The 21,702-nt window shown below is 61.4% G+C and carries 23 protein-coding genes; 14 read left to right on the forward strand and 9 right to left on the reverse strand.

The genetic code is table 11. The features are described from left to right. Positions 1-98: 98 nt before the first annotated feature. From LQ220_RS01495 to LQ220_RS01505, 3 genes are read left to right on the forward strand one after another with little or no spacing between them, the layout of a single operon-like run. Entirely contained in the window at positions 99-473 is a 375-nt protein-coding gene (locus LQ220_RS01495; RefSeq protein WP_230186510.1) for a PDZ domain-containing protein, read from the forward strand. Positions 474-488: 15 nt separating this feature from the next. Next, positions 489-1,169, forward strand: a complete 681-nt coding sequence (locus LQ220_RS01500) for a response regulator transcription factor (RefSeq protein ID WP_230186511.1) — start codon at positions 489-491, stop codon at positions 1,167-1,169. Further along, complete coding sequence (locus LQ220_RS01505) at positions 1,166-2,542, forward strand: HAMP domain-containing sensor histidine kinase (RefSeq protein ID WP_230186512.1); 1,377 nt, start codon at positions 1,166-1,168, stop codon at positions 2,540-2,542. Before LQ220_RS01500 ends, LQ220_RS01505 begins: the two co-directional genes overlap by 4 nt. 88 nt (positions 2,543-2,630) lie before the next feature. Here LQ220_RS01505 and LQ220_RS01510 read toward each other — a convergent pair whose 3' ends face one another. The 3 genes from LQ220_RS01510 to LQ220_RS01520 all read right to left on the reverse strand — a co-directional run bounded on the left by LQ220_RS01510 (position 2,631) and on the right by LQ220_RS01520 (position 4,956). Continuing rightward, positions 2,631-2,837, reverse strand: a complete 207-nt coding sequence (locus LQ220_RS01510) for a hypothetical protein (protein ID WP_230186513.1) — start codon at positions 2,835-2,837, stop codon at positions 2,631-2,633. A 116-nt stretch (positions 2,838-2,953) separates the two neighbouring features. Next, positions 2,954-4,651, reverse strand: coding sequence for a cation acetate symporter (locus LQ220_RS01515; protein WP_230186514.1), 1,698 nt, complete (start codon positions 4,649-4,651; stop codon positions 2,954-2,956). After that, positions 4,648-4,956, reverse strand: coding sequence for a DUF485 domain-containing protein (locus LQ220_RS01520; RefSeq protein ID WP_230186515.1), 309 nt, complete (start codon positions 4,954-4,956; stop codon positions 4,648-4,650). The genes LQ220_RS01515 and LQ220_RS01520 overlap by 4 nt, the downstream gene beginning before the upstream one ends. Before the next feature lie 96 nt (positions 4,957-5,052). Between LQ220_RS01520 and LQ220_RS01525 the strand changes: the two genes are divergently transcribed. From LQ220_RS01525 to LQ220_RS01535, 3 genes are read left to right on the forward strand one after another with little or no spacing between them, the layout of a single operon-like run. Continuing rightward, positions 5,053-5,463 (forward strand): DUF2946 family protein, encoded by a 411-nt coding sequence (locus LQ220_RS01525; RefSeq protein ID WP_230186516.1) that lies wholly within the window; start codon positions 5,053-5,055, stop codon positions 5,461-5,463. A 53-nt stretch (positions 5,464-5,516) separates the two neighbouring features. Continuing rightward, positions 5,517-7,514, forward strand: a complete 1,998-nt coding sequence (locus LQ220_RS01530) for a TonB-dependent receptor (RefSeq protein WP_230186517.1) — start codon at positions 5,517-5,519, stop codon at positions 7,512-7,514. 14 nt (positions 7,515-7,528) lie between these two features. After that, complete coding sequence (locus LQ220_RS01535) at positions 7,529-8,818, forward strand: PepSY domain-containing protein (protein WP_230186518.1); 1,290 nt, start codon at positions 7,529-7,531, stop codon at positions 8,816-8,818. On the opposite strand, the gene LQ220_RS01540 is transcribed toward LQ220_RS01535, so the two are convergent. After that, positions 8,815-9,198, reverse strand: coding sequence for a DUF983 domain-containing protein (locus LQ220_RS01540; protein WP_230186519.1), 384 nt, complete (start codon positions 9,196-9,198; stop codon positions 8,815-8,817). The two genes, LQ220_RS01535 and LQ220_RS01540, sit on opposite strands and share 4 nt — an antisense overlap. 81 nt (positions 9,199-9,279) lie before the next feature. On the opposite strand from LQ220_RS01540, the gene pabB reads away from it, so the two are divergent. The 4 genes from pabB to msrA all read left to right on the forward strand — a co-directional run bounded on the left by pabB (position 9,280) and on the right by msrA (position 13,517). Beyond that, entirely contained in the window at positions 9,280-10,464 is a 1,185-nt protein-coding gene (gene pabB, locus LQ220_RS01545; RefSeq protein ID WP_230186520.1) for an aminodeoxychorismate synthase component I, read from the forward strand. Continuing rightward, positions 10,461-11,135, forward strand: a complete 675-nt coding sequence (locus LQ220_RS01550; protein ID WP_230186521.1) for an aminotransferase class IV — start codon at positions 10,461-10,463, stop codon at positions 11,133-11,135. The genes pabB and LQ220_RS01550 overlap by 4 nt, the downstream gene beginning before the upstream one ends. A 103-nt stretch (positions 11,136-11,238) precedes the next feature. Further along, positions 11,239-12,441: a pyridoxal phosphate-dependent aminotransferase gene (locus LQ220_RS01555; RefSeq protein WP_230186522.1), complete on the forward strand. Its 1,203-nt coding sequence runs from the start codon at positions 11,239-11,241 to the stop codon at positions 12,439-12,441. A 464-nt stretch (positions 12,442-12,905) separates the two neighbouring features. Beyond that, entirely contained in the window at positions 12,906-13,517 is a 612-nt protein-coding gene (gene msrA / locus LQ220_RS01560) for a peptide-methionine (S)-S-oxide reductase MsrA (protein WP_230187225.1), read from the forward strand. Positions 13,518-13,575: 58 nt separating this feature from the next. Here msrA and LQ220_RS01565 read toward each other — a convergent pair whose 3' ends face one another. The 3 genes from LQ220_RS01565 to thrS all read right to left on the reverse strand — a co-directional run bounded on the left by LQ220_RS01565 (position 13,576) and on the right by thrS (position 16,516). Next, complete coding sequence (locus LQ220_RS01565; protein ID WP_230186523.1) at positions 13,576-13,725, reverse strand: lmo0937 family membrane protein; 150 nt, start codon at positions 13,723-13,725, stop codon at positions 13,576-13,578. 136 nt (positions 13,726-13,861) lie between these two features. Then, on the reverse strand, positions 13,862-14,395 hold the full coding sequence (gene infC, locus LQ220_RS01570; protein WP_230186524.1) for a translation initiation factor IF-3: 534 nt from the start codon (positions 14,393-14,395) through the stop codon (positions 13,862-13,864). Positions 14,396-14,521: 126 nt separating this feature from the next. Then, positions 14,522-16,516, reverse strand: coding sequence for a threonine--tRNA ligase (gene thrS / locus LQ220_RS01575; protein WP_230186525.1), 1,995 nt, complete (start codon positions 16,514-16,516; stop codon positions 14,522-14,524). A gap of 148 nt (positions 16,517-16,664) precedes the next feature. Here thrS and LQ220_RS01580 point away from each other — a divergent pair, with 148 nt between their 5' ends. Both LQ220_RS01580 and LQ220_RS01585 read left to right on the forward strand, forming a co-directional pair. Then, on the forward strand, positions 16,665-17,744 hold the full coding sequence (locus LQ220_RS01580; RefSeq protein WP_230186526.1) for a YjgN family protein: 1,080 nt from the start codon (positions 16,665-16,667) through the stop codon (positions 17,742-17,744). After that, entirely contained in the window at positions 17,728-18,831 is a 1,104-nt protein-coding gene (locus tag LQ220_RS01585) for a M48 family metallopeptidase (protein ID WP_230186527.1), read from the forward strand. Before LQ220_RS01580 ends, LQ220_RS01585 begins: the two co-directional genes overlap by 17 nt. Here the strand turns inward: LQ220_RS01585 and LQ220_RS01590 are convergent. After that, a complete protein-coding gene (locus LQ220_RS01590) occupies positions 18,828-19,208 on the reverse strand; it encodes a hypothetical protein (RefSeq protein WP_230186528.1) in 381 nt (126 codons plus the stop codon). The genes LQ220_RS01585 and LQ220_RS01590 overlap by 4 nt on opposite strands. 100 nt (positions 19,209-19,308) lie before the next feature. Between LQ220_RS01590 and LQ220_RS01595 the strand changes: the two genes are divergently transcribed. Beyond that, positions 19,309-20,058 carry an alpha/beta hydrolase gene (locus LQ220_RS01595; RefSeq protein ID WP_230186529.1) on the forward strand — a complete coding sequence of 250 codons (750 nt, stop codon included), beginning with the start codon at positions 19,309-19,311 and terminating at the stop codon, positions 20,056-20,058. Beyond that, the gene (locus tag LQ220_RS01600; RefSeq protein WP_230186530.1) at positions 20,055-20,930 is read left to right on the forward strand and encodes a tetratricopeptide repeat protein; all 876 of its coding nucleotides are present in this window, start codon (positions 20,055-20,057) and stop codon (positions 20,928-20,930) included. The genes LQ220_RS01595 and LQ220_RS01600 overlap by 4 nt, the downstream gene beginning before the upstream one ends. On the opposite strand, the gene LQ220_RS01605 is transcribed toward LQ220_RS01600, so the two are convergent. Next, on the reverse strand, positions 20,918-21,631 hold the full coding sequence (locus LQ220_RS01605; RefSeq protein WP_230186531.1) for an SIMPL domain-containing protein: 714 nt from the start codon (positions 21,629-21,631) through the stop codon (positions 20,918-20,920). The two genes, LQ220_RS01600 and LQ220_RS01605, sit on opposite strands and share 13 nt — an antisense overlap. Positions 21,632-21,702: the final 71 nt, after the last annotated feature.

Raw genomic sequence — 21,702 nt, forward strand, 5'->3', positions numbered from 1 at the left:
CTTTACCACCCGGCTTGGTCTGTGCGGTGACGCCAAGATGAAAGTTTTTTCATGTGGCCGTCAGTCCTGCGTGACCGGCCTGCGCGTAGATCATCGACATGAATCGCACGCCGGATATGGGCCGTTGGCTCGCTGCATTGGTGCTCTCTGCCAGCCCGCTGGCATTGGCAGGGCGCGTCGGTCGTTTGCACGCCGTATCCGCCGCTGCGCCCGAACCCGTCGGCCTGACCCTGGCCGACGGGCGGCGGGACAGCGCCATCGTCACCAGCCTGCGCAGCGACGGCCCTGCCGAGCGCGGCGGCCTGGCGGTGGGCGATGAGGTGCAGGCGGTGGATGGCCATCGCGTGCGCGGGGCAGCGTCCGTGCGGCACGATTTGCGCCATGCCCAACACTGCAATGTCGCGATAGATTTGCGTCGCGGCGGTCGTCCGCTTGTGGCAACAGTGGGTCGCTGCGGGCGAACGACCGGGTAAGAGGAACGCGACGCGATGGGGCGGAAAATATTGGTGGTCGAGGACGATCGCACCACGGCTGAATTCATTTTGAAAGGCCTGGCCGAGCATGGCCATGTCGGCGATCATGCAGCGACAGGCCGCGATGGCCTCTTCCTTGCCACCGATGGCGGCTATGACGCGATTGTGCTGGACCGGATGTTGCCCGGCATGGATGGCATGGGTGTGTTGCAGGCGCTGCGCGCGGCGGGGATCGAAACGCCCGTGATCTTCCTGTCCGCGCTGGGATCGACGGACGACAGGGTTGCAGGGCTGACCGCAGGGTCGGACGATTATCTGGTCAAGCCGTTCGCTTTTGCCGAGCTGCTGGCGCGGCTCGAACTGCTTATGCGGCGACGGGGTAGCGGCACGCCGGTCGAAACGGTTCTCACCTCTGGAACGCTGGCCATGGACCTGTTGAAGCGCCACGTGAAACGCGGCGACCGACCGCTCGACCTGCAACCGCGCGAGTTCCGCTTGCTCGAATATCTCATGCGGCATGAGGGGCAGGTAGTGACGCGCACCATGTTGCTGGAAGGCGTGTGGGATTATCACTTCGATCCCGGAACGAATGTCATCGACGTCCATATTAGTCGTCTGCGCCGCAAGGTGGATGGCGAGGGTGATCTTACGCTGATCCATACCGTGCGCGGCGCGGGATACAGGCTGGGCGGGTGAGCGCTGCTGTAATGGCGCTTTGGGATCGTGTGACACGATGGCTGCGCTCCTCTCATGTGCGGTTTCTGGGTCTCATCCTGCTGCTTGAATTGCTGTTCGGGGCGGCGGTGATGCTATCGGTGACTCAGTTGATTCGCGCCGAACTGGACGCAGCGGACAGCGATCTGGCAGGGCAGTTGCATAGCGATCTGGCGGCTGTGGCGCGGGAACAGGGGATCGAAGCGCTCGCGCGAATGATTGCCGCGCGCGTTGCCGACGACAGCGATGAAGTGATTCTGCTGAGTCGCCCCGATGGCAGGCGGATTGCCGGTAATCTCAGCACATGGCCGCCTGTCGTTCCGCCGGCTACCCGCTGGACAACGGTGGACCTGTATCGCACGGGTGACGATCAGCCGGGCCAGTTCGGCATATTGGCCGCGCGCCTGCCCGGTGGCGTGCGGCTGTTGGCGGGGCACCGCGTCGACGAAAGCGCCCAGTTCCGGCAAAGGGTCGAAAGCGCGCTAACGACCGCGCTCTGGATGGCCCTTCCGTTGGCATTGGCTGGTGCGTGGTTCGCGGTGCACATCATAGATCGGCGAATTGAGCGGATCGTGCTGACGGCGGGGCAAGTGCGTGCAGGCGACATTGCCCGCCGGGTGCCACTGGATGGATCGGGCGACAGTTTCGATCAACTGGGCGGCGCGATCAACGGGATGCTGGACCGGATCGGCGGGCTGCTATCCGAATTGCGATTGCTGACGGATAGCATGGCGCATGATCTGCGTTCACCGCTGACCCGGCTGCGCGCGCGGATCGACAGGGCGATGCTCAGCGACGATCCTGAAGCGTTGCGCGGTGCGATCGAGGGGATCGGGCGCGAGGCGGATCAATTGCTGGCGATGCTGACGACGGCGCTGGAAATCAGCAGGGCCGAAGCGGGTATCGGGCGGGATCGCTTTTCGGGTGTGGATCTTGCCGAAGCACTGACCGATCTGGCTGAGCTGTACGAGCCTCTGGTCGAGGATGGCGGGCGGCAGTTGGTGCTGGCGATCACTGCGCGTCCTGTCGTGCAAGCGCATCGCGAATTGCTGGGTCAGGCCGTGTCCAACCTGATCGACAATGCGCTGAAATATGGGGCGGGGCGGTTGACGCTCTCTCTAAGCCAGGACGCCGAAGGGGTCGTGATCGCCCTGAGCGACGAAGGGCCGGGGATTCCGCCAGAGCGGGAACGTGAAGCGACCCGCAGGTTCGGGAGGCTGGATGCGGCGCGCAGCGAAAGCGGCGCAGGCCTTGGCCTGTCGCTGGTAGCCGCTGTCGCGCAATTGCATGGAGGAACGATGCGGCTGGTGCGGGGCAACGGCACCTTTGCCGTGGAAATGTGCCTTCCGGCCTGAGCCGGGGAAGTCAAGATGTTCAAACGATCGCGGCACGCTTCGGAGCACGCCTTGGGGGCCGTGCCGCGATCGCCTGAACCCCATGCGGTTAGTTAGCCGCGGGGGTGGCCGTGGTTGTCGTTACGGTCTTTTTCGTGACCTTGGCTGCCTTCACCGGCTTCGCTTTATGGTGCTTGGCCGCGGTGTGCTGCTTGACGGCCGTGGTCTTGGGGGCGGCAGTCGCAGCCGAAGCGATCATCGGGGTGGCCAGGGCGGCAACGGCAACGAGGCCGGACAGGATCATGCGGTTGTTCATAATAAACTCTCCATCAAAACAGGCGGCCCATCGTGGATCGCACAGCCCTTATGAAGCATCCCGCCAGTCGGCACGCTGACGGCTGAATGAACTTTTTGACATGTTCCGGCGCGCGATCAGTGATCCGATGCGGCGTGCGCTCCTATCCCGGTTTCGGAACGAATGCGCTGAGCATCATATCCCGCCTTGTCGATTGCAGCGCGCGGGCCGGTGTCGAGCCGCGAGATGAGCCAGATCGCGATGAAACCGGCAGGCACGGAGAAGATCGCGGGCGATGAATAAGGGAAAGGCGCGTTTGCCAGCCCCAGCACCTTTTCCCAGATTGCAGGGGACAGCACGGTCAGGACGAACGCCGTCAGCAAGCCGATGGCACCGCCCCATGCCGCGCCGCGCGTGGTGCAGCCTTTCCACAGCAGCGACAGGATCAGCACCGGGAAGTTGCCCGAAGCAGCAAGCGCGAAGGCTAGGCTGACCATGAACGCCACATTCTGCTTTTCGAATGCGATCCCCAGCGCCACGGCAACGATGCCGAGCGCCAGCGTCGTGATGCGCGAAACCTTCAGTTCCTCCGCCGATGTCACCGCGCCTTTGCGAATCACAGTGGCATAAAGATCATGGCTGACCGCCGATGCGCCTGAAAGGGTGAGGCCCGCCACGACCGCAAGGATGGTCGCAAAAGCGACAGCGGAGATGAAGCCAAGGAACAGGTTGCCGCCAATGGCGTGCGCCAGATGCATCGCAGCCATGTTGCCACCGCCGCGCAACGCGCCGTCCGCATCCAGATAGGAAGGATTGGTCGCCACCAGCACGATTGCGCCAAAGCCGATGATGAAGATCAGAATATAGAAATAGCCGATCCATGTCGTTGCCCACAGCACCGACTTGCGCGCTTCCTTCGCATCCGGAACGGTGAAGAAGCGCATCAGGATATGCGGCAGGCCCGCGGTGCCGAAGATGAGCGCGAGGCCCAGCGACATGCCGGAAATAGGATCCTTGATGAAGCCACCCGGCCCCATGATGGACAGACCTTTGGCGGCCGCGTCGGTAGCGTCGGCGCCTCCTGCGGCGGCAAGCTGGGTCTTGACCTGCACGGCGCGGGCGAAGAGTGCTTCGGGCGAAAAGCCGAATTGCGCGAGGACGGACACTGCCATGAAGGTCGCGCCGGACAGCAGCATCACTGCCTTGATGATCTGCACCCATGTCGTCGCGCGCATACCGCCGAACAGGACGTAGAGCATCATCAGTACGCCGACGATCACGACAGCGTAACTGTACGGCAATCCGAACAGCAATTTGATGAGCTGCCCCGCGCCGACCATCTGCGCGATGAGGTAAAAGGAGACGACCAGCAAGGTGCTGCCTGCCGCGAAGCTGCGTACGGGCGGTTGGGCGAAGCGATAGGATGCGACGTCGGCAAAGGTATATTTGCCGAGGTTACGCAGCCGTTCGGCCATCAGGAACAGCAGGATCGGCCATCCGACGAGGAAGCCCGTGGAGTAGATCAGCCCGTCATAGCCATCGACGAAGATCTGGGCGGAAATGCCGAGGAAGGACGCCGCGGACATATAGTCGCCTGCCATGGCAAGGCCGTTCTGAAAGCCGGTGATGCCGCCGCCTGCGGTATAGAAATCGCTGGCGGTTTGCGTCCGGGCAGCAGCAACCTTCGTGATCCAGAGCGTCAGGAGGACGAACGCGCCGAACATGGCGATGGCGACCCAGTTGATGGGTTGCTGCTGCATATCGCCGGTCAATGCATCGGCAAGCGCCGGGGCAGGGGCAACGAGCAGGGCGGCAGCGATGAAACGCCGCTTCATGCGCTCACTTCCGCCACGATCAACGCCAGTTCGCGATCGTACACGGTATTGCACCGCCAAACATGCAGCCCCGTCAGTGCTATGGCGAACAGGATGAGGCCCATGCCGATGGGTACGCCGATGGACGTGACTCCCGTGCCGATGGGCGATGCCATCCATTGCTTTTCAAACGCCATCAGCAGGGTAAACACGGTGAACGCCCCCAGCATGATTGCCGCCAGCAACCAGCCAAGTCGGGACCGGCGCCGCACCAGCGAATGATAATGCGGGCTGGCATCCAGCCTGCCGATGATATCCTCTGCCACGCTCTGTCCCCTGGTTCGATGCTTTGCCATATGTTGCCACGGTAGGACCATATGTCCGGGTAGCCAACAAGCGATCAAGGCGTTAAGGGGCTGCGCATGAACCGGCGGGGGGCCATCGGCGCACAAGCGCGACACCAGTGGATACTGGCGGTGTTGCTGCTTGCGATGTTTGCGCGCTTGCTGGTGCCTGCGGGCTGGATGCCGTCCACCGATGTCGGCCGGGGTTACACGATTACATTGTGTACCGGCTCTGGCGCGATGGCGGCCTGGGTCGATGCCGATGGCACGGTTCGCAAGAACAAGCCTGCGACCAGCGACCGTACCGATCAGCCCTGCGCCTTTGCCGGGTTCCTCAATGTCGTCGCGCTGGCCGATCCGGTCGGGCAGGCCGTACGCTTCGTCGTCTTCGTTTTGCCGCAGGGCGTGTTGCCCATCGTCAGCGTGGCGATCGGGCGCGGTCTTGCCGCACCGCCGCCACCGCCCACCGGACCGCCCGCCATCCTCTGACACATTTGGCCCTGCGTGACGCGGGGCGCTTTTTGTTTCCAGAGGATATTTCCATGAAGAATTTTGCTCGCGCCCTTACCGGCGCGTCGTTGCTTGCCGTTCTCGTTTCCACGCCCGCATTTGCCGATGAGACGAGTGCAGATGGCCCCATCATTGTTACTGCCGAGCGCATTCTGGCTGAAGCGCAGGCGCAAGCCGCGCGCACGCCGGGCGGAACCGATATCGTGGCGGCGGAAGACTATAAGGACAAGGCCGCCGTCAGCCTGCGCGATGCGCTGGGCTTTTCGCCGGGCGTTTATACGCAGCCGCGTTTCGGGCAGGAAGTGCGCCTGTCGATCCGCGGTTCGGGTCTGTCGCGCGGATTCCATATGCGTGGGCTGACGCTGTTGCAGGACGGCATTCCGATCAACCTTGCCGACAATAATGGCGACTTTCAGGAACTCGACCCCACCATCTTTCAGCATCTGGAAGTGTATCGCGGTGCCAATGCTCTGCGTTTCGGCAGCGCGACTTTGGGCGGCGCAATCAATGGCGTGACGCCGACAGGACGGACGGCGCCGGGCGTTACGCTGCGCGTCGACGGTGGGAGTTTCGAGACATTTCGCGGGCTTGCCACCGTGGGTTATGCCGATGACCGCGCAGATGTATGGGTTGCCGTCGCAGGCGATACCTCCAGCAGCGACCGCCAGCACGGCGACCGACATGCGTTCCGGTTCAACGGTAATGTCGGCCTGCGCCTGACCGACCGAATCGAAACGCGCTTTTATGCCAGTGCACAGACGATCCGGCAGGAACTGGCCGGTGCGCTCAACCTAGCTAAGGTGCTGAGCGAGCCGAAGACCGGCAATTTCGTCGGCAATCAGAAGCGCGATATCGATTCGCTGCGTCTGCAGAATCGCACGCGCTTTTCTATTGGCGACACAGGGACGCTGGACGTGGGTGTGTTCCTGAACCAGAAATCGCTTTTCCATCCGATCTTTGACGTGATCGATCAGGATTCCACCGATTACGGCGTTTATGGCCGCTATGAGCAAAGCTGGGATCGGGTGGCGCTGACCGCCGGGGCGACGAGCCGCTGGGGCCGGGTCAACGCGCTCCAATATGCCAACGTCAATGGTCACGCAGTTGGCGCGCCGAAGGCAAGTGCGCTGCAGACCGCGCGGACGACCGATGTGTATGGCGAAGTGCGTGTTGCGCCCATTGCGGACCTGTGGCTGATCGCGGGCGGCGTGTATATCGACGGGCGCCGGACTGTCGAAAATCGCCTTAATCCGCTGGCTAGCGATGGCGAGAGCTTCTCCGAATTCACGCCCAAGTTCGGCGTGCTGTATCAACCTTCCGCCGCCATTCAGCTTTATGCCAATTACAGCCGGTCGGCCGAGTTGCCCGGTTTCAGCGAACTGGCCGCAGCGCAGCCCAATCCGGGGTTCGTAGCGTTGAAGCCACAGACGGCATGGACCGCTGAGTTCGGGACGCGCGGTAAGGTGGGCATTGCGTCCTGGGATGTCAGCTTTTACCGCGCTGACCTGAAGAAAGAGCTGCTGCAATATTCCGTGGTGCCGGGCGTGATTCCCGTCTCCACGTTCAATGCAGGCAAGACGCGGCATCAGGGGATCGAGGCGGGATTGGACCTCGCATTGATGCCTTGGGCAACCTTGCGTCAGGTCTATACCCTGTCCGACTTTACCTTCCGCAACGATGTGCAGTTCGGCAACAACCGCCTGCCCGTGATCGCGACGCATCTTTATCGTGCGGAATTGCGGCTGGGGACGGAGGCATTCACAGTTGCGCCCAATTTCGAATGGGTGCCGCGTGCGGCCTATGCCGATTATGCCAATACGACCCGACCCGATGGCTATACGCTGCTGGGCCTCACCGCCCATGCGCAGGTCATGAAGGGCGTCACGCTCTTTGCCGATGCGCGTAACCTGACCGGCAAGAAAGCAGTGGGCGATATTGGGGCGGTCGTGCGGGTCACGGGTCCGGCGCAGGCGCTTTATTACCCTGTCGAGCGTCGGGCATTCTCGCTCGGCGTCCGGGCAGCGTTTTAAAGGAAGGGCGAGTCATGGACAGCACATCCTTTTATCGGACCGTGTGGCGCTGGCATTTCTATGCCGGGCTGATCGTTATGCCCGTGCTGCTGTGGCTCGCCACGACCGGCGCGCTCTATCTCTACAAGCCGGAGATCGAGCGCGCTTATTATGGCGGATGGACGCAGCAACACTTGGCCGGTCCGCCGGTCAGCCTCGCGCAGATTGCCCGCAATGTCGAAATCCAGACACATGGCAAGGTGACTCGGATCGAGCGGCCAGCCGATCCGGGCGAAAGCTGGCGCGTCGGCGTGGCGATGCCGGACGGTGCAAAGCGCACGGCCTTTGTCGATCCGGCAATGGGTCTGGTGCTCGGTTCCATGAACGGTGGCGGGTTGATGGAGACCGTGAAGGAACTGCACAGCCTCGCGATCACCGGCCCGGTCGGCAATAGGTTGGTGGAGATCGTGGCGGGGTGGGCGATCCTGCTTTGCATCACGGGCTTTATCCTGTGGTGGCCACGCGGGACCAATCGCGCGCTGGCTCTGCGCGGTTCGCCCAGACACCGCCGGTTCTGGCGGGATTTGCATGCGTCCATAGGCGCGCTGGTCGGCGGCGTGCTGCTGTTCCTCGCGCTGACGGGTATGCCGTGGTCGGGCGTGTGGGGTGGATGGTTGCGCGATGGCGTGAATGCGGCAGGCTTGGGCCGTCCTGCCGCGCCGGTCCCTTCAGCGAGCGAACATGCCGATCATGAAACGACGCAGACGTTGCCCTGGTCGATGCGCGATGGGGCCATGCCGATGGCGCATCATGCTCATTCTATCGGACCCGATCGGGTTGCGGCAATCGCGGCGGGACGGGGGATGGACGGTGCATTGAGCCTGTCATTCCCCAAAGCGCCGGGTGCACCATGGGTCGCGACCGTTCCGGTAACGCGGGTGCAGGACAGCCATGTGCTGTTCGTCGATCCCGCCGACGGGCGCATATTGCAGGACGCGCGCTTTGCCGATTTCGGCGCGGGTGCGCAGGGTATCGAATGGGGCATCTACACCCATCAGGGCCAGCAATATGGTGAGATCAATCGTCTGATCATGCTGGCCGGATGCGTCGGCATATGGTTGCTGGCGGCATCGTCGCTGATGCTGTGGTGGAAACGCCGTCGCGATGGTCGTCTGTCGGCCCCGCCACGCGCCGTTCCCGAGCATGGGATGAAGGGCGTTGCGATGGCTATGCTGGCAATCGGTGCGCTGTTCCCGCTGACCGGGGCGACGATGGTGGTGGCGTTGATCGGCGAAAAGCTGATGCGGCGCGGGGCTAAGGCTTAACGGGCGAAACCGTGCATGCGGCGGCTCCACTGGAACGCAATCACGGCGGCCTTCGCCGGTTGGATGAGGGCCGCCGCCAGCACAAGCGCCAATATCGGCCACAGGAAAATCTGCACGCCCATCGGCACGCCCAGATGCACAGTCTCGATCATGATGGGCACGAGAATGTGGCCGAGCAGAATGATGACGATATAGGATGGGAAGTCATCCGCCTGATGCTGGTCCCACGCTGTCCCGCAATGGCTGCAAGCCGTAACGGGCTTCAGGAACCGTCCGAACATCTTGCCTTCGCCACATGCAGGGCACCGATTGCGGAGGGCGCGGAGCAGCGCCGGGCCGAAGGGGCGGGCCGGATCGGCAGGCAGGTTGTTCTGAGGCATGTTACCTAGATAGGGGCGAACGCGGAAAGTCGCAACGTTGCCCTAGCCATTCCCTGCGATCCTTGCCACAACACGCAACCCATGCATTTGCCCGATCCGCCCGATCCCTTCATCCTGTTCGACGACGCCCGTACGCATAATGCCGCGCCTGCGCGGTTGTATCGCGATCCGGTGGAGACGATCGTTGCGCGCACCTATGCTGAGGTGCAGCCTGCACTCGACCGTATTGGCGAAGCGGCTGACCGCGGCCTGCATGCTGCCGGGTACATCGGCTATGATGCCGCCTTCGCGCTGGAAAGTCGCCTCGCGTCGTTGCAGCGCGCCCCTGGCGCGCAGGATATGCCATTGATCTGGTTCGGTCTGTTCGATGGCTTCCGCTTTGTGGCACCGGAAGATGTGCCTGCGATGCTGCCTCCGGTGGCCGACGCCCATGCCGGATCGCCGGTGCCGCTGATCGACGAAGCAGCTTATGCGCAGGCCTTTGCCGATGTGCAGGAAGCGATCCGGTCCGGCGACATCTATCAGGTGAATCTGGCGTTCCCTTGCGATGTGCCGCTGCATGGCGATCCGCGGGAAATTTATGCGGCGATACGTCCGCATGCACGGGCAGGTTACGGCGGTATCCTGTTTACGGGTGACGACTGGCTGCTCTCTTTCTCGCCCGAACTGTTTTTTACGCTGGTGCGGGGACAACTGACGGCGCGACCCATGAAGGGAACGGCGTTACGGGGTGCCGATGCTGCCACAGACGAGGCGGCGATGACGCACCTGCGCGAAGATCCCAAGCAGCGTGCCGAAAATCTGATGATCGTCGATCTGCTGCGGAACGACCTGTCGCGGGTTTCGCGGGCGGGGAGCGTTACGGTGCCGGAGCTGTTCCATGTCGAAACCTATCCGACGGTGCATCAGATGACATCGACCGTCCGTGCCCGGATATTGCCCGGATTGTCGGCAATCGATGTCCTGCGCACGATCTTCCCCTGCGGATCGATTACCGGCGCCCCAAAAGTGCGGGCGATGGAAGTGATCGGCGCAGTCGAGCCGCACATGCGCGGACCCTATACCGGGGCCATCGGGCGAATCGATGTCGACGGCAATGCCGCCTTCAATGTTGCCATCCGTACCATTTCCGTCAAAACAGGATCGAAAACCGGACGGATTGGGCTTGGGTCGGGGGTTATCGTGGATTCCGCGCGCGATGCGGAATGGCGCGAATGCCTCGACAAAGGACGGTTCCTCGATCCCTTGCAGGCGAATATGGAATGAGTGGAACGACGACGATCACGGCAGATGCACGACCCGGCGCGGACGAAGTCGAAGCCCGATACGATCTGATGGAGACAATGGCGTTCGATCCGCTGGAAGGAGTTCGCCTGCTCGACCTGCATATGGATCGGCTGAAAGGCAGCGCCGAAGCGCTGGGTTTCACGTTCGACCGGCACAATGCGCGCAATGAATTGCAGGCGGCGACCTTTCGCCTGCGCGAACGCAGCCGGGTGCGGATGCTGGTGTCGCGGCGAGGATCGGTGGCGATCGAAGTGCGCGAGCATCGGACCTGGCCCGAAGCGATCATGCGAGTCGCTGTGGTGCGCTGCCCGGCATCTGCAGATGATTTCCGATTGGCGCACAAAACGACGGATCGGTCCATCTACAGGCAAGCGCTTAAAGCGGGACGCACCTACGAAGTATTGATGACCGATGCGTCGGGCTATCTGACCGAAGGCTGTTTCTCCTCTATTTTCGTGGAGCGGGGCGACAAGCTGGTTACCCCGCCGCTACGCCGTGGCCTCTTGCCCGGTATTTTGCGGCAGAGCCTGATCGATCAGGGCCATGCGATCGAAGGCGACTTGCGGCCATACGATCTGGAAAACGGCTTCTACATCGGCAATGCGTCGCGCGGGATGGTTGCGGCGCAAAAGGTGCCCGTGGGCGGATAATTCGCCACCAAAGCCGGTTGCCCCTCACTAGATTGCGCATTAAGGGACCGGGCGTTCGCTTTACCTGCGACCGCACACCCTTTTTACGAAAGAATCTTGTCCGATGACCCGCACCAGCGCCGCCCTTGGCCGCATCCAGCCCAGCGCCACCCTCGCCATGAGTGCGCGGGTCAATGCGCTGAAAGCCGCTGGCGTGGATGTGATTGGGTTGTCAGCAGGCGAGCCGGATTTCGATACACCCGATTTCATCAAGGAAGCCGCGATTGCCGCGATCCGTGGCGGCCAGACCAAATATACCGATGTCGACGGTACGCCTGCGTTGAAGGATGCCGTTGCGCTGAAGTTCAAGCGCGACAATGGCCTGACTTACGAGCGTAGCCAGATCAGCGTCAATTCGGGTGGCAAGCACACCTTGTTCAACGCGCTGGTGGCGACCGTGGACGTGGGCGATGAAGTCATCATTCCCGCGCCCTACTGGGTCAGCTATCCCGACATCGTGAACTATGCGGGCGGGACGCCGGTGTTCATCGAAGGCCCGGCGGCACAGGGATACAAGATCACCGCCGAGCAGCTTGAGCGCGCGATCACGCCAAAGACGCGCTGGGTCATGCTGAACTCGCCGTCCAACCCTTCGGGTGCCGCCTATTCGGCGGACGAATTGAAGGCGCTGGGCGAAGTGCTGCTGCGGCACCCGCATGTGCTGGTGATGACCGACGATATGTACGAGCATGTCTGGTACGCGCCGACCCCCTTTGCGACCATCGCGCAGGTTTGCCCGGAATTGTACGATCGCACCCTGACGGTGAATGGCTGTTCGAAGGCGTTCTCGATGACCGGATGGCGCATCGGCTTTGCCGGTGGACCCGCGTGGATCATAAAGGCGATGAGCAAGCTGCAGTCGCAGTCGACGTCCAACCCCTGCTCGATCTCACAGGCTGCAGCGGTCGCAGCGCTGACCGGTGAGCAGGATTTCCTCGAAGAACGTAATGCAGCGTTCAAGCGTCGCCGCGACATGGTTGTCGCCATGTTGAACGATGCGCCGGGTCTCAATTGCCCGACGCCCGAAGGCGCGTTCTATGTCTATCCCGATGCATCGGGCGTGATTGGCAAGACGACGCCGAAGGGCGTGAAGATCACGACAGACGAGGAATTAATTGCTTATTTCCTCGACGAAGCCAAGGTCGCAGCAGTCCACGGCGGGGCCTTCGGCCTTAGCCCGGCGTTCCGGATTTCCTATGCGACGTCCGAAGAAATCCTGAAAATGGCCTGCACGCGCATTCAGGAAGCCTGCGCCGCCCTGAAATAAGGGCGATTCGAAACGATCAGTTTCATTCCCGCACCTTGTTTGGTGCGGGTGCAGCGTTATATACGTTTCCAACAGCAACCTTGTTGGAATGCAGTTCATCGATTTTTCCGGCGGCTTTGTCGCTCGGTTGTGATGTCGATCACCGCATTCACGCAGGGGCAATGCAACTTTTCCTAACCAGTCACCGTAACTGGAAGTGAAGCAGACAAGAAAGGTACGCGACATGGTCGCATTCTTGAAATCGGACCTGTTCATGAAATTCATGGGCGGTTTTGTTCTTGGCACGGTGGGGTTTTTGACCCTTAATCCTGCCGGAGCACAATCGCATCAGGATGACCGACCTGCTGCCCACGTTCAGGAGCGGAGTTATGCAGACCTATAAAAGCCTTGTTCTCGCAATAGCCGTCGGTGGCGGCATGATGGGTGCCGTGTGGCACTATGCACCGGGAGCGATCCCATCGGCAATGGCCGCCGAAAAGGTCGTTACTGCTCCAGTTCCGCGTGTAGACGCACCGCCATCGGGCAAGATGGAAACGGCGGTATTTGCCGGGGGGTGCTACTGGGGCGTCGAAGGCGTTTTCAGCCATGTCAAAGGCGTACGCCGAGTCGAGCCGGGATTTGCGGGCGGCCCCGCGAATCGCAAAGTGAACTATGACATTGTCAGCAACGGCGACACCGGCTTTGCCGAGGCCGTGCGTGTGACCTACGATCCTCGCCAAGTGAGCTATGGCACGTTGATGCGCGTGTTCTTCTCGGTCGTCGCGGACCCTACGACGCTGAATTACCAAGGCCCCGACCATGGGACGCAATATCGCAGTGCGCTTTTCCCCACCAATCCCGCTCAAGCGAAAGCGGCCAGCGCCTATCTGGCGCAGCTTGGCCAGGGGCGTGTGTGGAAAGGCAAGATCGTGACGAAGGTGGAGCGGCTTAACGGCTTTCAGCTAGCCGATGCCTATCATCAGGATTTCATGAAGAACAATCCGCGCCACCCCTACATCCTGCGGTGGGATGCGCCGAAAGTGGCGGCGTTCAAACAGATTTTTCCGCAGATTTACAGCCCGAACTGGGTAAGCTGAGTTAGCCGATAGCGAGAAACCCTTCCCTTTGTCAGGGAAGGGTTTCTTGTATCTCAGCCTAAACGCCGCGACGCCCGGTAAAGAGCTGATAAATGCCAACGATTAGCGCCAGCACCAGCAGAATGTGGATGAGTCCGCCTGCAATGTGGAAGGCGAAAAAGCCCAAAGCCCACAATATCAGCAAGATGATTGCGATCGTCCAGATCATGTGCGTTTCCTTTCCTGCCGTCGGCACTTGCCGAGACTTAGAAATGAAACGTCAAGTCCACCCAATCGTTCCGTCATCGCCACGAATGGGGCCGCGATAAAGGCGGACGGCAACCCTGCCATCCGCCAGTGATCGCTTATTTCGGCGAGAGCACCATCAGCATCTGACGGCCTTCCATGCGCGGATAGGCTTCGATCTTGGCGATTTCGACTACATTTTCCGCCACACGCTGCAACAGGGCCATGCCGAGTTGCTGATGCGAAAGCTCACGACCGCGGAAACGCAGGGTAATCTTTACCTTGTCGCCTTCCTCGATGAACGCATGGACCTTCTTCATCTTCGTATCATAATCATGATCGTCAATGTTCGGACGCATTTTGATCTCCTTGATCTCCTGCGTCTTCTGAGTCTTGCGGGCGATATTCGCCTTTTTCTGGGCTTCGTATTTGAATTTGCCGACGTCCAGGAATTTGCACACTGGCGGATCGGCGTTCGGGGAGACTTCGACCAGGTCCAGGCCCACTTCGGCGGCCTGCTCGATCGCTTCCTGCGTAAACATCACGCCCAGATTTTCGCCCTCTTCATCGATCACGCGCACCTTGGGAACGCTGATGAATTCATTGTAGCGGGGGCCGGATTTCGGCATCGGCGCCAATGGGCGGCGCATCATCGGGGGACGTATAGCAGACTCTCCTGTGGTCGTTGAAACAAAGGACATATAGCGCGTTTAAGGAATGTCGAAAAGGGCCGCGTGCTCTGCGAGACTCGAAGAGCAGCGGCCTGTGACATCAGCGCCTCACTGCATATCGGGTGGTGTGGCCAATTTTGCAAGGCTTTCGATGGCGTCTTCCAGCGACAGCACGGCCTGAGCCTGCTCGCCCAGTGTCCGCATCGCGACCGTGCCTTCGTCTGCTTCCCGCTTGCCCACGACCAGCAGTTTGGGGACTTTTGCAAGGCTGTGCTCGCGCACCTTGTAGTTGATTTTCTCGTTGCGCAGGTCGAGTTCGGCTCGGATGCCTGAGGCGCGCAGCTTCTCCACTACGTCGCGGGCATAGTCATCGGCGTCGGACACGATGGTCGCGACGACTGCCTGTACGGGCGCGAGCCAGACGGGGAAACGACCGGCATGATGCTCGATCAATATGCCGATGAACCGCTCGAACGTGCCAAGGATGGCGCGATGGAGCATGACGGGACGATGCCGTTCGCCGTCTTCGCCGACATAGCTGGCGTCGAGTCGTTCGGGCAGGACGTAGTCGAGCTGGATCGTGCCGCACTGCCACGTCCGCCCGATCGCGTCGGTCAGGTGGAATTCCAGCTTGGGCGAATAGAACGCGCCTTCGCCGGGCAGCTCTTCCCAGCCATATTCGGGACCGGCGCGACCGGCCTGCGCTACCGCGTCGCGCAGGCTCTGTTCAGCCTTGTCCCACATTTCCTCGGAGCCGAAGCGCTTTTCGGGGCGCAACGCCAGCTTGATCGCATAGCTTTCGAAGCCCAGATCTTTGTAGATCGTGTCGAGCAGGTTGCAGAACAGCCGCACTTCCTCGACGATCTGATCCTCGCGGCAGAAGATATGCGCGTCGTCCTGCGTAAACTGGCGCACGCGCATGATGCCGTGGAGCGCGCCATGCGGCTCATTGCGGTGGCAGCAGCCGAATTCAGCGAGGCGCAGCGGCAAGTCGCGGTAGCTCTTGATACCCTGACGGAAGATCAGGACGTGCGCGGGGCAGTTCATGGGCTTCAGCGCCATCAGGTCGGACTTGCCGGACAGCACCGGGCCTTCATCTTCCGTGTTCGGCACTTCGTCCGGCACAACGAACATGTTCTCGCGATATTTGCCCCAGTGGCCGGACTGCTCCCATTGGCGCGCGTCCATCAATTGCGGGGTTTTGACTTCGCGATAGCCTGCGTCGTCGAGCTTGCGGCGCATATACGCTTCTAGCTGACGCCAGACGATGTAGCCCTTGGGATGCCAGAAGACCGAGCCTTGCGCTTCGCTCTGCAAATGGAACAGGTCCATTTCCTGCGCGATCTTGCGATGGTCGCGCTTGGCGGCTTCTTCGAGGCGTATCAGATGCGCGTCTAGCTGCTTCTTGCTCAGCCAGCCGGTGCCGTAGATGCGGCTGAGCATCGCGTTGTTCTGATCGCCACGCCAATAGGCGCCCGATACGCGCGTCAGCTTGAATGCCTGCGGATCAACTTTGCCGGTGGAAGCCAGATGCGGCCCGCGGCACATGTCGAGCCATTCGTTGCCGGACCAGTAGACCGTCAGTTCCTCGCCATCGGGCAGACCGGCTGCCCACTCGGCCTTGAAGCTTTCGCCTTCGGCCGTCCAGCGCGCGATAAGGTCTTCGCGTGACCATACTTCGCGGCGCAAGGGCTTGTCGGCGGCGATGATCTTGCGCATCGCCTCTTCGATGGCGGGCAGATCTTCGTCGGTGAACGGACGATCCTTCGGCGCGAAGTCGTAATAGAAGCCGTCGTCGGTGGACGGGCCGAAGGTGATCTGCGTACCCGGAAACACCGCCTGCACCGCTTCGGCCAGGATATGCGCGTAATCGTGGCGTACCAGTTCGAGTGCGTCGGCTTCGTCGCGCGCGGTGACGAGCGAAAGCTGCGCATCGGCGTCCAACGGGCGCATGATGTCGCGCAGCTCGCCGTCGACCTTGGCCGCCAGCGCTGCCTTGGCAAGCCCCGGCCCGATGGCCGCTGCAATCTCCGCCGGGGTAGTGCCGGGCGCGACTTCGCGCACGGAACCATCGGGCAGGCTGATCTTGAGCAACTGGGACATGAGGAGGGCATTGCCTTTATTCGCGGGGTTTTATGAGCGTTGCATGTGTCCAGCAGTGGCCACGAAGTCAAGGGCGAGGCCAACTCTCGCTTGACACTATGGCGCGTCCCGGCTTCCTAGCTGCGGGGTCGGATCAGGGGGAACAGTTTTGCAGGACGAACAGCATAGCGCCTTTGCGTTTCACGGAAGCTGGCGGGAATATGCGCCGATTGCGTTCACCAATCTGCTGCTTACCATCGTGACGCTGGGCATCTACCGGTTCTGGGCGACGACACGGACGCGGCGTTACCTGTGGGCGCAGACGCGCTTTATCGACGATAGGCTGGAATGGACGGGGACAGGCAAGGAACTGTTCGTCGGCTTTTTGCTGGTGCTGTTGTTGTTCGGTATTCCGTTCATCTTCTTGCAATTCGGCGCGCAGGCGTTGGTGTTTCAGGGTTATCCGGGCGTTGCCGCGGCGCTGGGGTTTGTGGCTTTCCTCGCAATTTTTTACCTAACGGGAATCGCGCGATACCGGGCGTTGCGCTATCGCCTTAGCCGTACTTTCTGGCACGGTATTCGCGGCGGGAGCGATAACCAGGGATGGGGTTTTGGCCTGTCCTATATGTGGAAAACTTTTGTAAGTTATCTGACATTGGGCCTTCTCATTCCATGGTCCATGATGTCGCTGTGGAATCAACGCTGGCGCGCAATGAGCTTTGGCCCTTTCGCGTTTGCGGCGGACGGTAGTGCCCGTGTCACATTCAAGCGATTCCTGCTTTTCTATCTTGCGCCGATATTGTTTTTGCTAATGGGCATCGCAGTTGCAAGCGTGACAGGTGCCGCAATGGGCGGCGTTTTCGTACAATCCAGCTTGCCGCCGGTGCTACAGATCGTCGTCTTTTTCGTCATTGTGCTAGGCGTATATGTGCTGCTGGGCATGATCGCACTGGCCTATTATTCCGCGTTCATTCGGGAAGCTATAAGCAAGCTGACGCTAGAAGATCTTTCGTTTACTTTTGAGGCTGGCACCGATGAATGGCTAAAACTGATCTTCGGTGACATTGCGTTAGTGGTCGGCACCCTTGGCATCGGCGCCATCTTCCTTTCCTATCGCCACTGGGCGTTCTTTATCCGGCATATGGAAGCGACCGGCGAAATCGACTTGAACCGCCTTACGCAATCGACCACTCGCACACCGGGTCAAGGCGAAGGGCTGCTCGACGCATTCGATGTCGGCGCGATCTGATATGGAAGAGGGCACGCCCGACATACGGCCTTGGCATTATGACGGGCGCAATGCGTGCCGGTGGCATCCGCGCATTGCAATCGCTGACGACAGCTTTCGACTGATCGGTGAGGATTGGGAGAGCGGTCCCTATCTGTGGGCCGATCTGATCGCGCTGGATGGTACGGGCGGACGTTCGATTTACGGTCTGAAGGACGAAAGCGGCTGGCGGCTGGGTTTCGACGGGCCGCCGCCGTCGGACTTCGCTGCGCATTTGCCCAAGCCCGCCCGTTATGGCGGGTGGATCGATGGCGTTGGCCTGACACGCGCTGTAGCGGCATTCGCGGTCGTGGCGGCGGCGGTGATCTACATCGGCGTGGAGGCACCCGGCTGGATCGCCCCGCTGGTGCCGCGCAGTTGGGAAGAAAAGCTGGGTGAAGCGATGGTCGGCGATTTCGGCGGACGCTTCTGCCGCACGCCGCAGGGGGTCAAGGCGCTGGATACGCTGATCGCGAAGATGGACCCCGATGCCGACGCGCGTGCAATCGAGATCGCCAATGTGCCGATGGTGAACGCGGTGGCGCTGCCTGGTGGCCGCATCATCCTGTTCGACGGGCTGATCCAGGCGGCGGCATCGGGCGATGAAGTCGCAGGCGTACTGGGCCATGAGCTGGGCCATGTCCGGCATCGCGATACGATGGCGGGATTGATGCGCCAACTGGGGCTCAGTGTCGTGCTGGGCGGGTTTTCTGGCGATGTCGGAGGATATGTGAACGGGTTACTGTCGCTCAGCTACGGTCGCGACGCCGAGGCGCGCGCCGATGTGGCGTCGATTGCGACGATGAAGGCTGCGAACATATCGCCCGCCGATACCGCGCAATTTTTCGCGCGCATGAGTAAAGGCGAACCGGAAGCTGGGCGCATGGCGCAAGCGATGACCTGGCTCTCTTCGCATCCCCTGTCGACCAAACGGCGCGCGCTGTTCGCGGGCAGCGCGGTCAAAGGGCATCGATATGCGCCCGCGCTTTCGCCAAGCGAATGGCAGGCATTGAGGACGATGTGTAAAAGCGACCCGACCGTGAAATCGGGTTGGGGCTGGCAGCGTTAGGCGGCTATTTCTCCGGCGTTGCCCGTCAGTACCCAATGTTCGGCGTCGATAGCGCTGTCGAACATCATCGCCTGATCGCGGACCAATATGCGCCGCGTCTGCATGCGCGAGAGCGAGCTGCCGGTGACGACGGCAATTCGGCGGGACTTGATCGGGGCGCTTGCGATAACATGCTGAAAGCAGGCAACCACCTCCTGCGCCTGCAATGTGCATTCGCTGGTGTCGACCAGCATGCTGTGCTCGCCGGAGCGATAGCCAAGATTTGCCACCATGACCTGGACTTCGTTACCGAAGGCTTTGACCTCGTCAGCCATCAAAAAGCCCGATAGCTTTACGCGCAGAAGTTTGTTCGTTGTATCTACAGTAATGCTATACATCGTGATCCTCCCTATGTCCGGCTTAGTTCGGCTTCCTTGCCAATGGGTTAAGTGCATCGGGGGGGTCGAAAAAACATCCGTGTGGGTGCATAGCGACCCTATGACCGATCTTGCGCCATTCCATTTTCTCGCCCGGCCCGATGGCTTGCGTCTTGCCTATCGTCATCGGCAAGGTTCCGGACCGACGATCGTGTTCCTGCCTGGCTATATGTCCGACATGGAAGGCGGAAAGGCGATCGCGCTCGATGCGTGGGCCGGTGCGTGCGGACGGGCGATGCTGCGGCTCGATTATTCGGGCAATGGCGCGAGCGATGGTGCCTTTACCGATGGTACGCTGGCAATCTGGCGGGACGACGTGCTGTTGTTGATCGATCGGCTGATCGAGGGGCCGGTGGTGTTGGTGGGATCGTCCATGGGAGGATGGCTGGCACTGCTGGTCGCTCTGACGATTCCCGACCGCGTGGTCGGCCTAGTCGGCATCGCCGCCGCGCCGGACTTCACCGACTGGGGTTTTACCGACGCACAGAAGGCGCAGTTGCGCGATGAAGGGCAGATCGTCGAACCAACGCCTTATGGCGATCAGCCTTATGTGACTACGCGCGCCTTTTGGGAATCGGGGCAGGCGAACCTGTTGCTGCGCGCGCCGATTGCGATCGATTGCCCGGTGCGCCTGTTGCAAGGGCAAGTCGATCCCGATGTGCCGTGGTCGACAGCATTGGATATTGCCTCTGCACTGCGTTCATCGGATGTGCAGACGCTGCTGATTAAGGACGGCGACCATCGCCTGTCGCGTGAGAGCGATATTGCGCTCCTCATTCGCGCCGTTGCCAGCCTGCCGGAGACTTCATGATCCTCGCTACTCTCCTTTTGCTCCAGGGCTTCAGTCCTGAAACCAATGCCGTCATGGATCGATCAAAACGCGAAGCGGCTGCCGCCCGCACTTCCAATTCTGCGCCAGTCGCGCCGCAGCCTAAATTGCCCATGACGCCAGAAATGGCGGCGAAGTTTCAAGCCTGCGTCGATACGGCCACCGGCGACCCTGAGGCAGGCATTCGTTTTGCCAATGCGTGGCGTCTGGATGGCGGCACCTTCCATGCGCGGCAATGTCTGGGTTTTGCCTATGCCAATGCGGAGCGATGGGCGCCTGCGATGGTCGCGTTCGAACAGTCGGCGGACGAGGCCGAGCGCGCGGGCGACATTCCCAGTGGTGCACGGTTGTGGGCGCAGGCAGGCAATGCCGCGCTGGCCAGCGGCGACGCCGCCAAGGCGCGCACCTATTTCGATGCGGCGCTGGCACGCGGTCTGCCCGATGGCATGGAAAAGGGGGAAGCCTATCTCGATCGGGCGCGGACGCTTGTGGCGCTGGGCGAACTGGGGCCGGCACGGGCCGATCTGGACGTGGCGCTGGATCAGGCGCCCAAGGATCCGCTCGCCTGGCTGCTATCCGCAACGCTGGCGCGCCGGGCAGGGCAGATAGGTCTGGCGCAGCAGCATATTGCGCGCGCCGTGCAAATGTCGCCGGACGATGCCTCCGTCGCGCTGGAGGAAGGCAATATCGCTGTGCTTAGCGATCATGCCGATGTCGCCCGGTCGGCATGGCAGCGTGCCGTCCGCCTAGCGCCGCAGAGCATTGCGGGCAAAGCGGCGGCAGACAGCCTTACGCGGCTTGATGCGAAGCCAGCCCCCGCCGCGCCGGTGAAAACGACCCCTCAGTCCAGATAGAAGTCGACGGTCGTGACAACGCGTACCTTTTTGTAGGGTGTGTCGCTGCCGCTGCCCGATTGTTCGCCGTCGCGTGCGTCGATGGAGAAATAGCCTTGCGTGGCGCTCTTGATGCCGCCGACGCCTGTGCCGCTGTCCTTGGCGAATTGTTCGGCGGCCTTGCGGGCATCGCGGGTGGCTTCGGCGACCATGGTTGGCTTGACGTCGTTTAGCTTGGTGAAGCTGTATACCATGCCCGATCCTTCCTGCAGCACGACGCCGCGACGGACGAGATCGAACTGTCCGGCAACAGCCTTTTGCGCGCGGGCAATGTCATTGGTGCGCAGTTGCATACGCTGGTTGATCGTGATGGTGTTCACGCCGTTATTGTAGAACTGGTTGACGTTGACGCCACTGGGGCGAAGCTCTTCGACTTTGAATCCGAGGCCACGGAAATAGTCCTGCAGCGCCTTGCTGTTCGCATCGATCTCCGCGCGGACCGTGGGCAGATCGAACCCGGTCGCAGAGTAAGCGATGGTCCAGGTGGCAAGATCGGCGGTCACATCCTTTTCGGCGAGGCCGCGCACGGTGACAGAGCGGTCGGCCGCCTTGGCGCGGGTCAGGCCGTCACCCAACAAGTATCCGCCTACGACAACACCTGCGCTAAGCACTGCAGCGCTCGCCAGCAGCATCAGGTTGCGCTTTTCCAGTACGCCGGTCATTTATCTCTCTCCCGCTCTTCATCATGGGCCATGAGAACCCTATGTCCTCGGTAAGCCTTGGCAGCTACTGC

This window comes from Sphingobium sp. CECT 9361 (genome assembly GCF_918741285.1).
Taxonomy (GTDB): Bacteria; Pseudomonadota; Alphaproteobacteria; order Sphingomonadales; family Sphingomonadaceae; genus Sphingobium.

Excerpts from the sequence above, each read along its gene's own strand:
- thrS (WP_230186525.1), bottom strand. The coding sequence starts at position 16,516 with ATGTCCCAGTTGCTCAAGATCAGCCTGCCCGATGGTTCCGTGCGCGAA.
- LQ220_RS01540 (WP_230186519.1), bottom strand. The coding sequence starts at position 9,198 with ATGCCTCAGAACAACCTGCCTGCCGATCCGGCCCGCCCCTTCGGCCCG.
- LQ220_RS01605 (WP_230186531.1), bottom strand. The coding sequence starts at position 21,631 with ATGACCGGCGTACTGGAAAAGCGCAACCTGATGCTGCTGGCGAGCGCT.
- pabB (WP_230186520.1), top strand. The coding sequence starts at position 9,280 with ATGCATTTGCCCGATCCGCCCGATCCCTTCATCCTGTTCGACGACGCC.
- LQ220_RS01535 (WP_230186518.1), top strand. The coding sequence starts at position 7,529 with ATGGACAGCACATCCTTTTATCGGACCGTGTGGCGCTGGCATTTCTAT.
- LQ220_RS01600 (WP_230186530.1), top strand. The coding sequence starts at position 20,055 with ATGATCCTCGCTACTCTCCTTTTGCTCCAGGGCTTCAGTCCTGAAACC.
- LQ220_RS01525 (WP_230186516.1), top strand. The coding sequence starts at position 5,053 with ATGAACCGGCGGGGGGCCATCGGCGCACAAGCGCGACACCAGTGGATA.
- LQ220_RS01515 (WP_230186514.1), bottom strand. The coding sequence starts at position 4,651 with ATGAAGCGGCGTTTCATCGCTGCCGCCCTGCTCGTTGCCCCTGCCCCG.
- infC (WP_230186524.1), bottom strand. The coding sequence starts at position 14,395 with ATGATGCGCCGCCCATTGGCGCCGATGCCGAAATCCGGCCCCCGCTAC.
- LQ220_RS01500 (WP_230186511.1), top strand. The coding sequence starts at position 489 with ATGGGGCGGAAAATATTGGTGGTCGAGGACGATCGCACCACGGCTGAA.
- LQ220_RS01530 (WP_230186517.1), top strand. The coding sequence starts at position 5,517 with ATGAAGAATTTTGCTCGCGCCCTTACCGGCGCGTCGTTGCTTGCCGTT.
- msrA (WP_230187225.1), top strand. The coding sequence starts at position 12,906 with ATGGCCGCCGAAAAGGTCGTTACTGCTCCAGTTCCGCGTGTAGACGCA.
- LQ220_RS01590 (WP_230186528.1), bottom strand. The coding sequence starts at position 19,208 with ATGTATAGCATTACTGTAGATACAACGAACAAACTTCTGCGCGTAAAG.
- LQ220_RS01585 (WP_230186527.1), top strand. The coding sequence starts at position 17,728 with ATGTCGGCGCGATCTGATATGGAAGAGGGCACGCCCGACATACGGCCT.
- LQ220_RS01510 (WP_230186513.1), bottom strand. The coding sequence starts at position 2,837 with ATGAACAACCGCATGATCCTGTCCGGCCTCGTTGCCGTTGCCGCCCTG.
- LQ220_RS01555 (WP_230186522.1), top strand. The coding sequence starts at position 11,239 with ATGACCCGCACCAGCGCCGCCCTTGGCCGCATCCAGCCCAGCGCCACC.
- LQ220_RS01565 (WP_230186523.1), bottom strand. The coding sequence starts at position 13,725 with ATGATCTGGACGATCGCAATCATCTTGCTGATATTGTGGGCTTTGGGC.
- LQ220_RS01595 (WP_230186529.1), top strand. The coding sequence starts at position 19,309 with ATGACCGATCTTGCGCCATTCCATTTTCTCGCCCGGCCCGATGGCTTG.
- LQ220_RS01495 (WP_230186510.1), top strand. The coding sequence starts at position 99 with ATGAATCGCACGCCGGATATGGGCCGTTGGCTCGCTGCATTGGTGCTC.
- LQ220_RS01550 (WP_230186521.1), top strand. The coding sequence starts at position 10,461 with ATGAGTGGAACGACGACGATCACGGCAGATGCACGACCCGGCGCGGAC.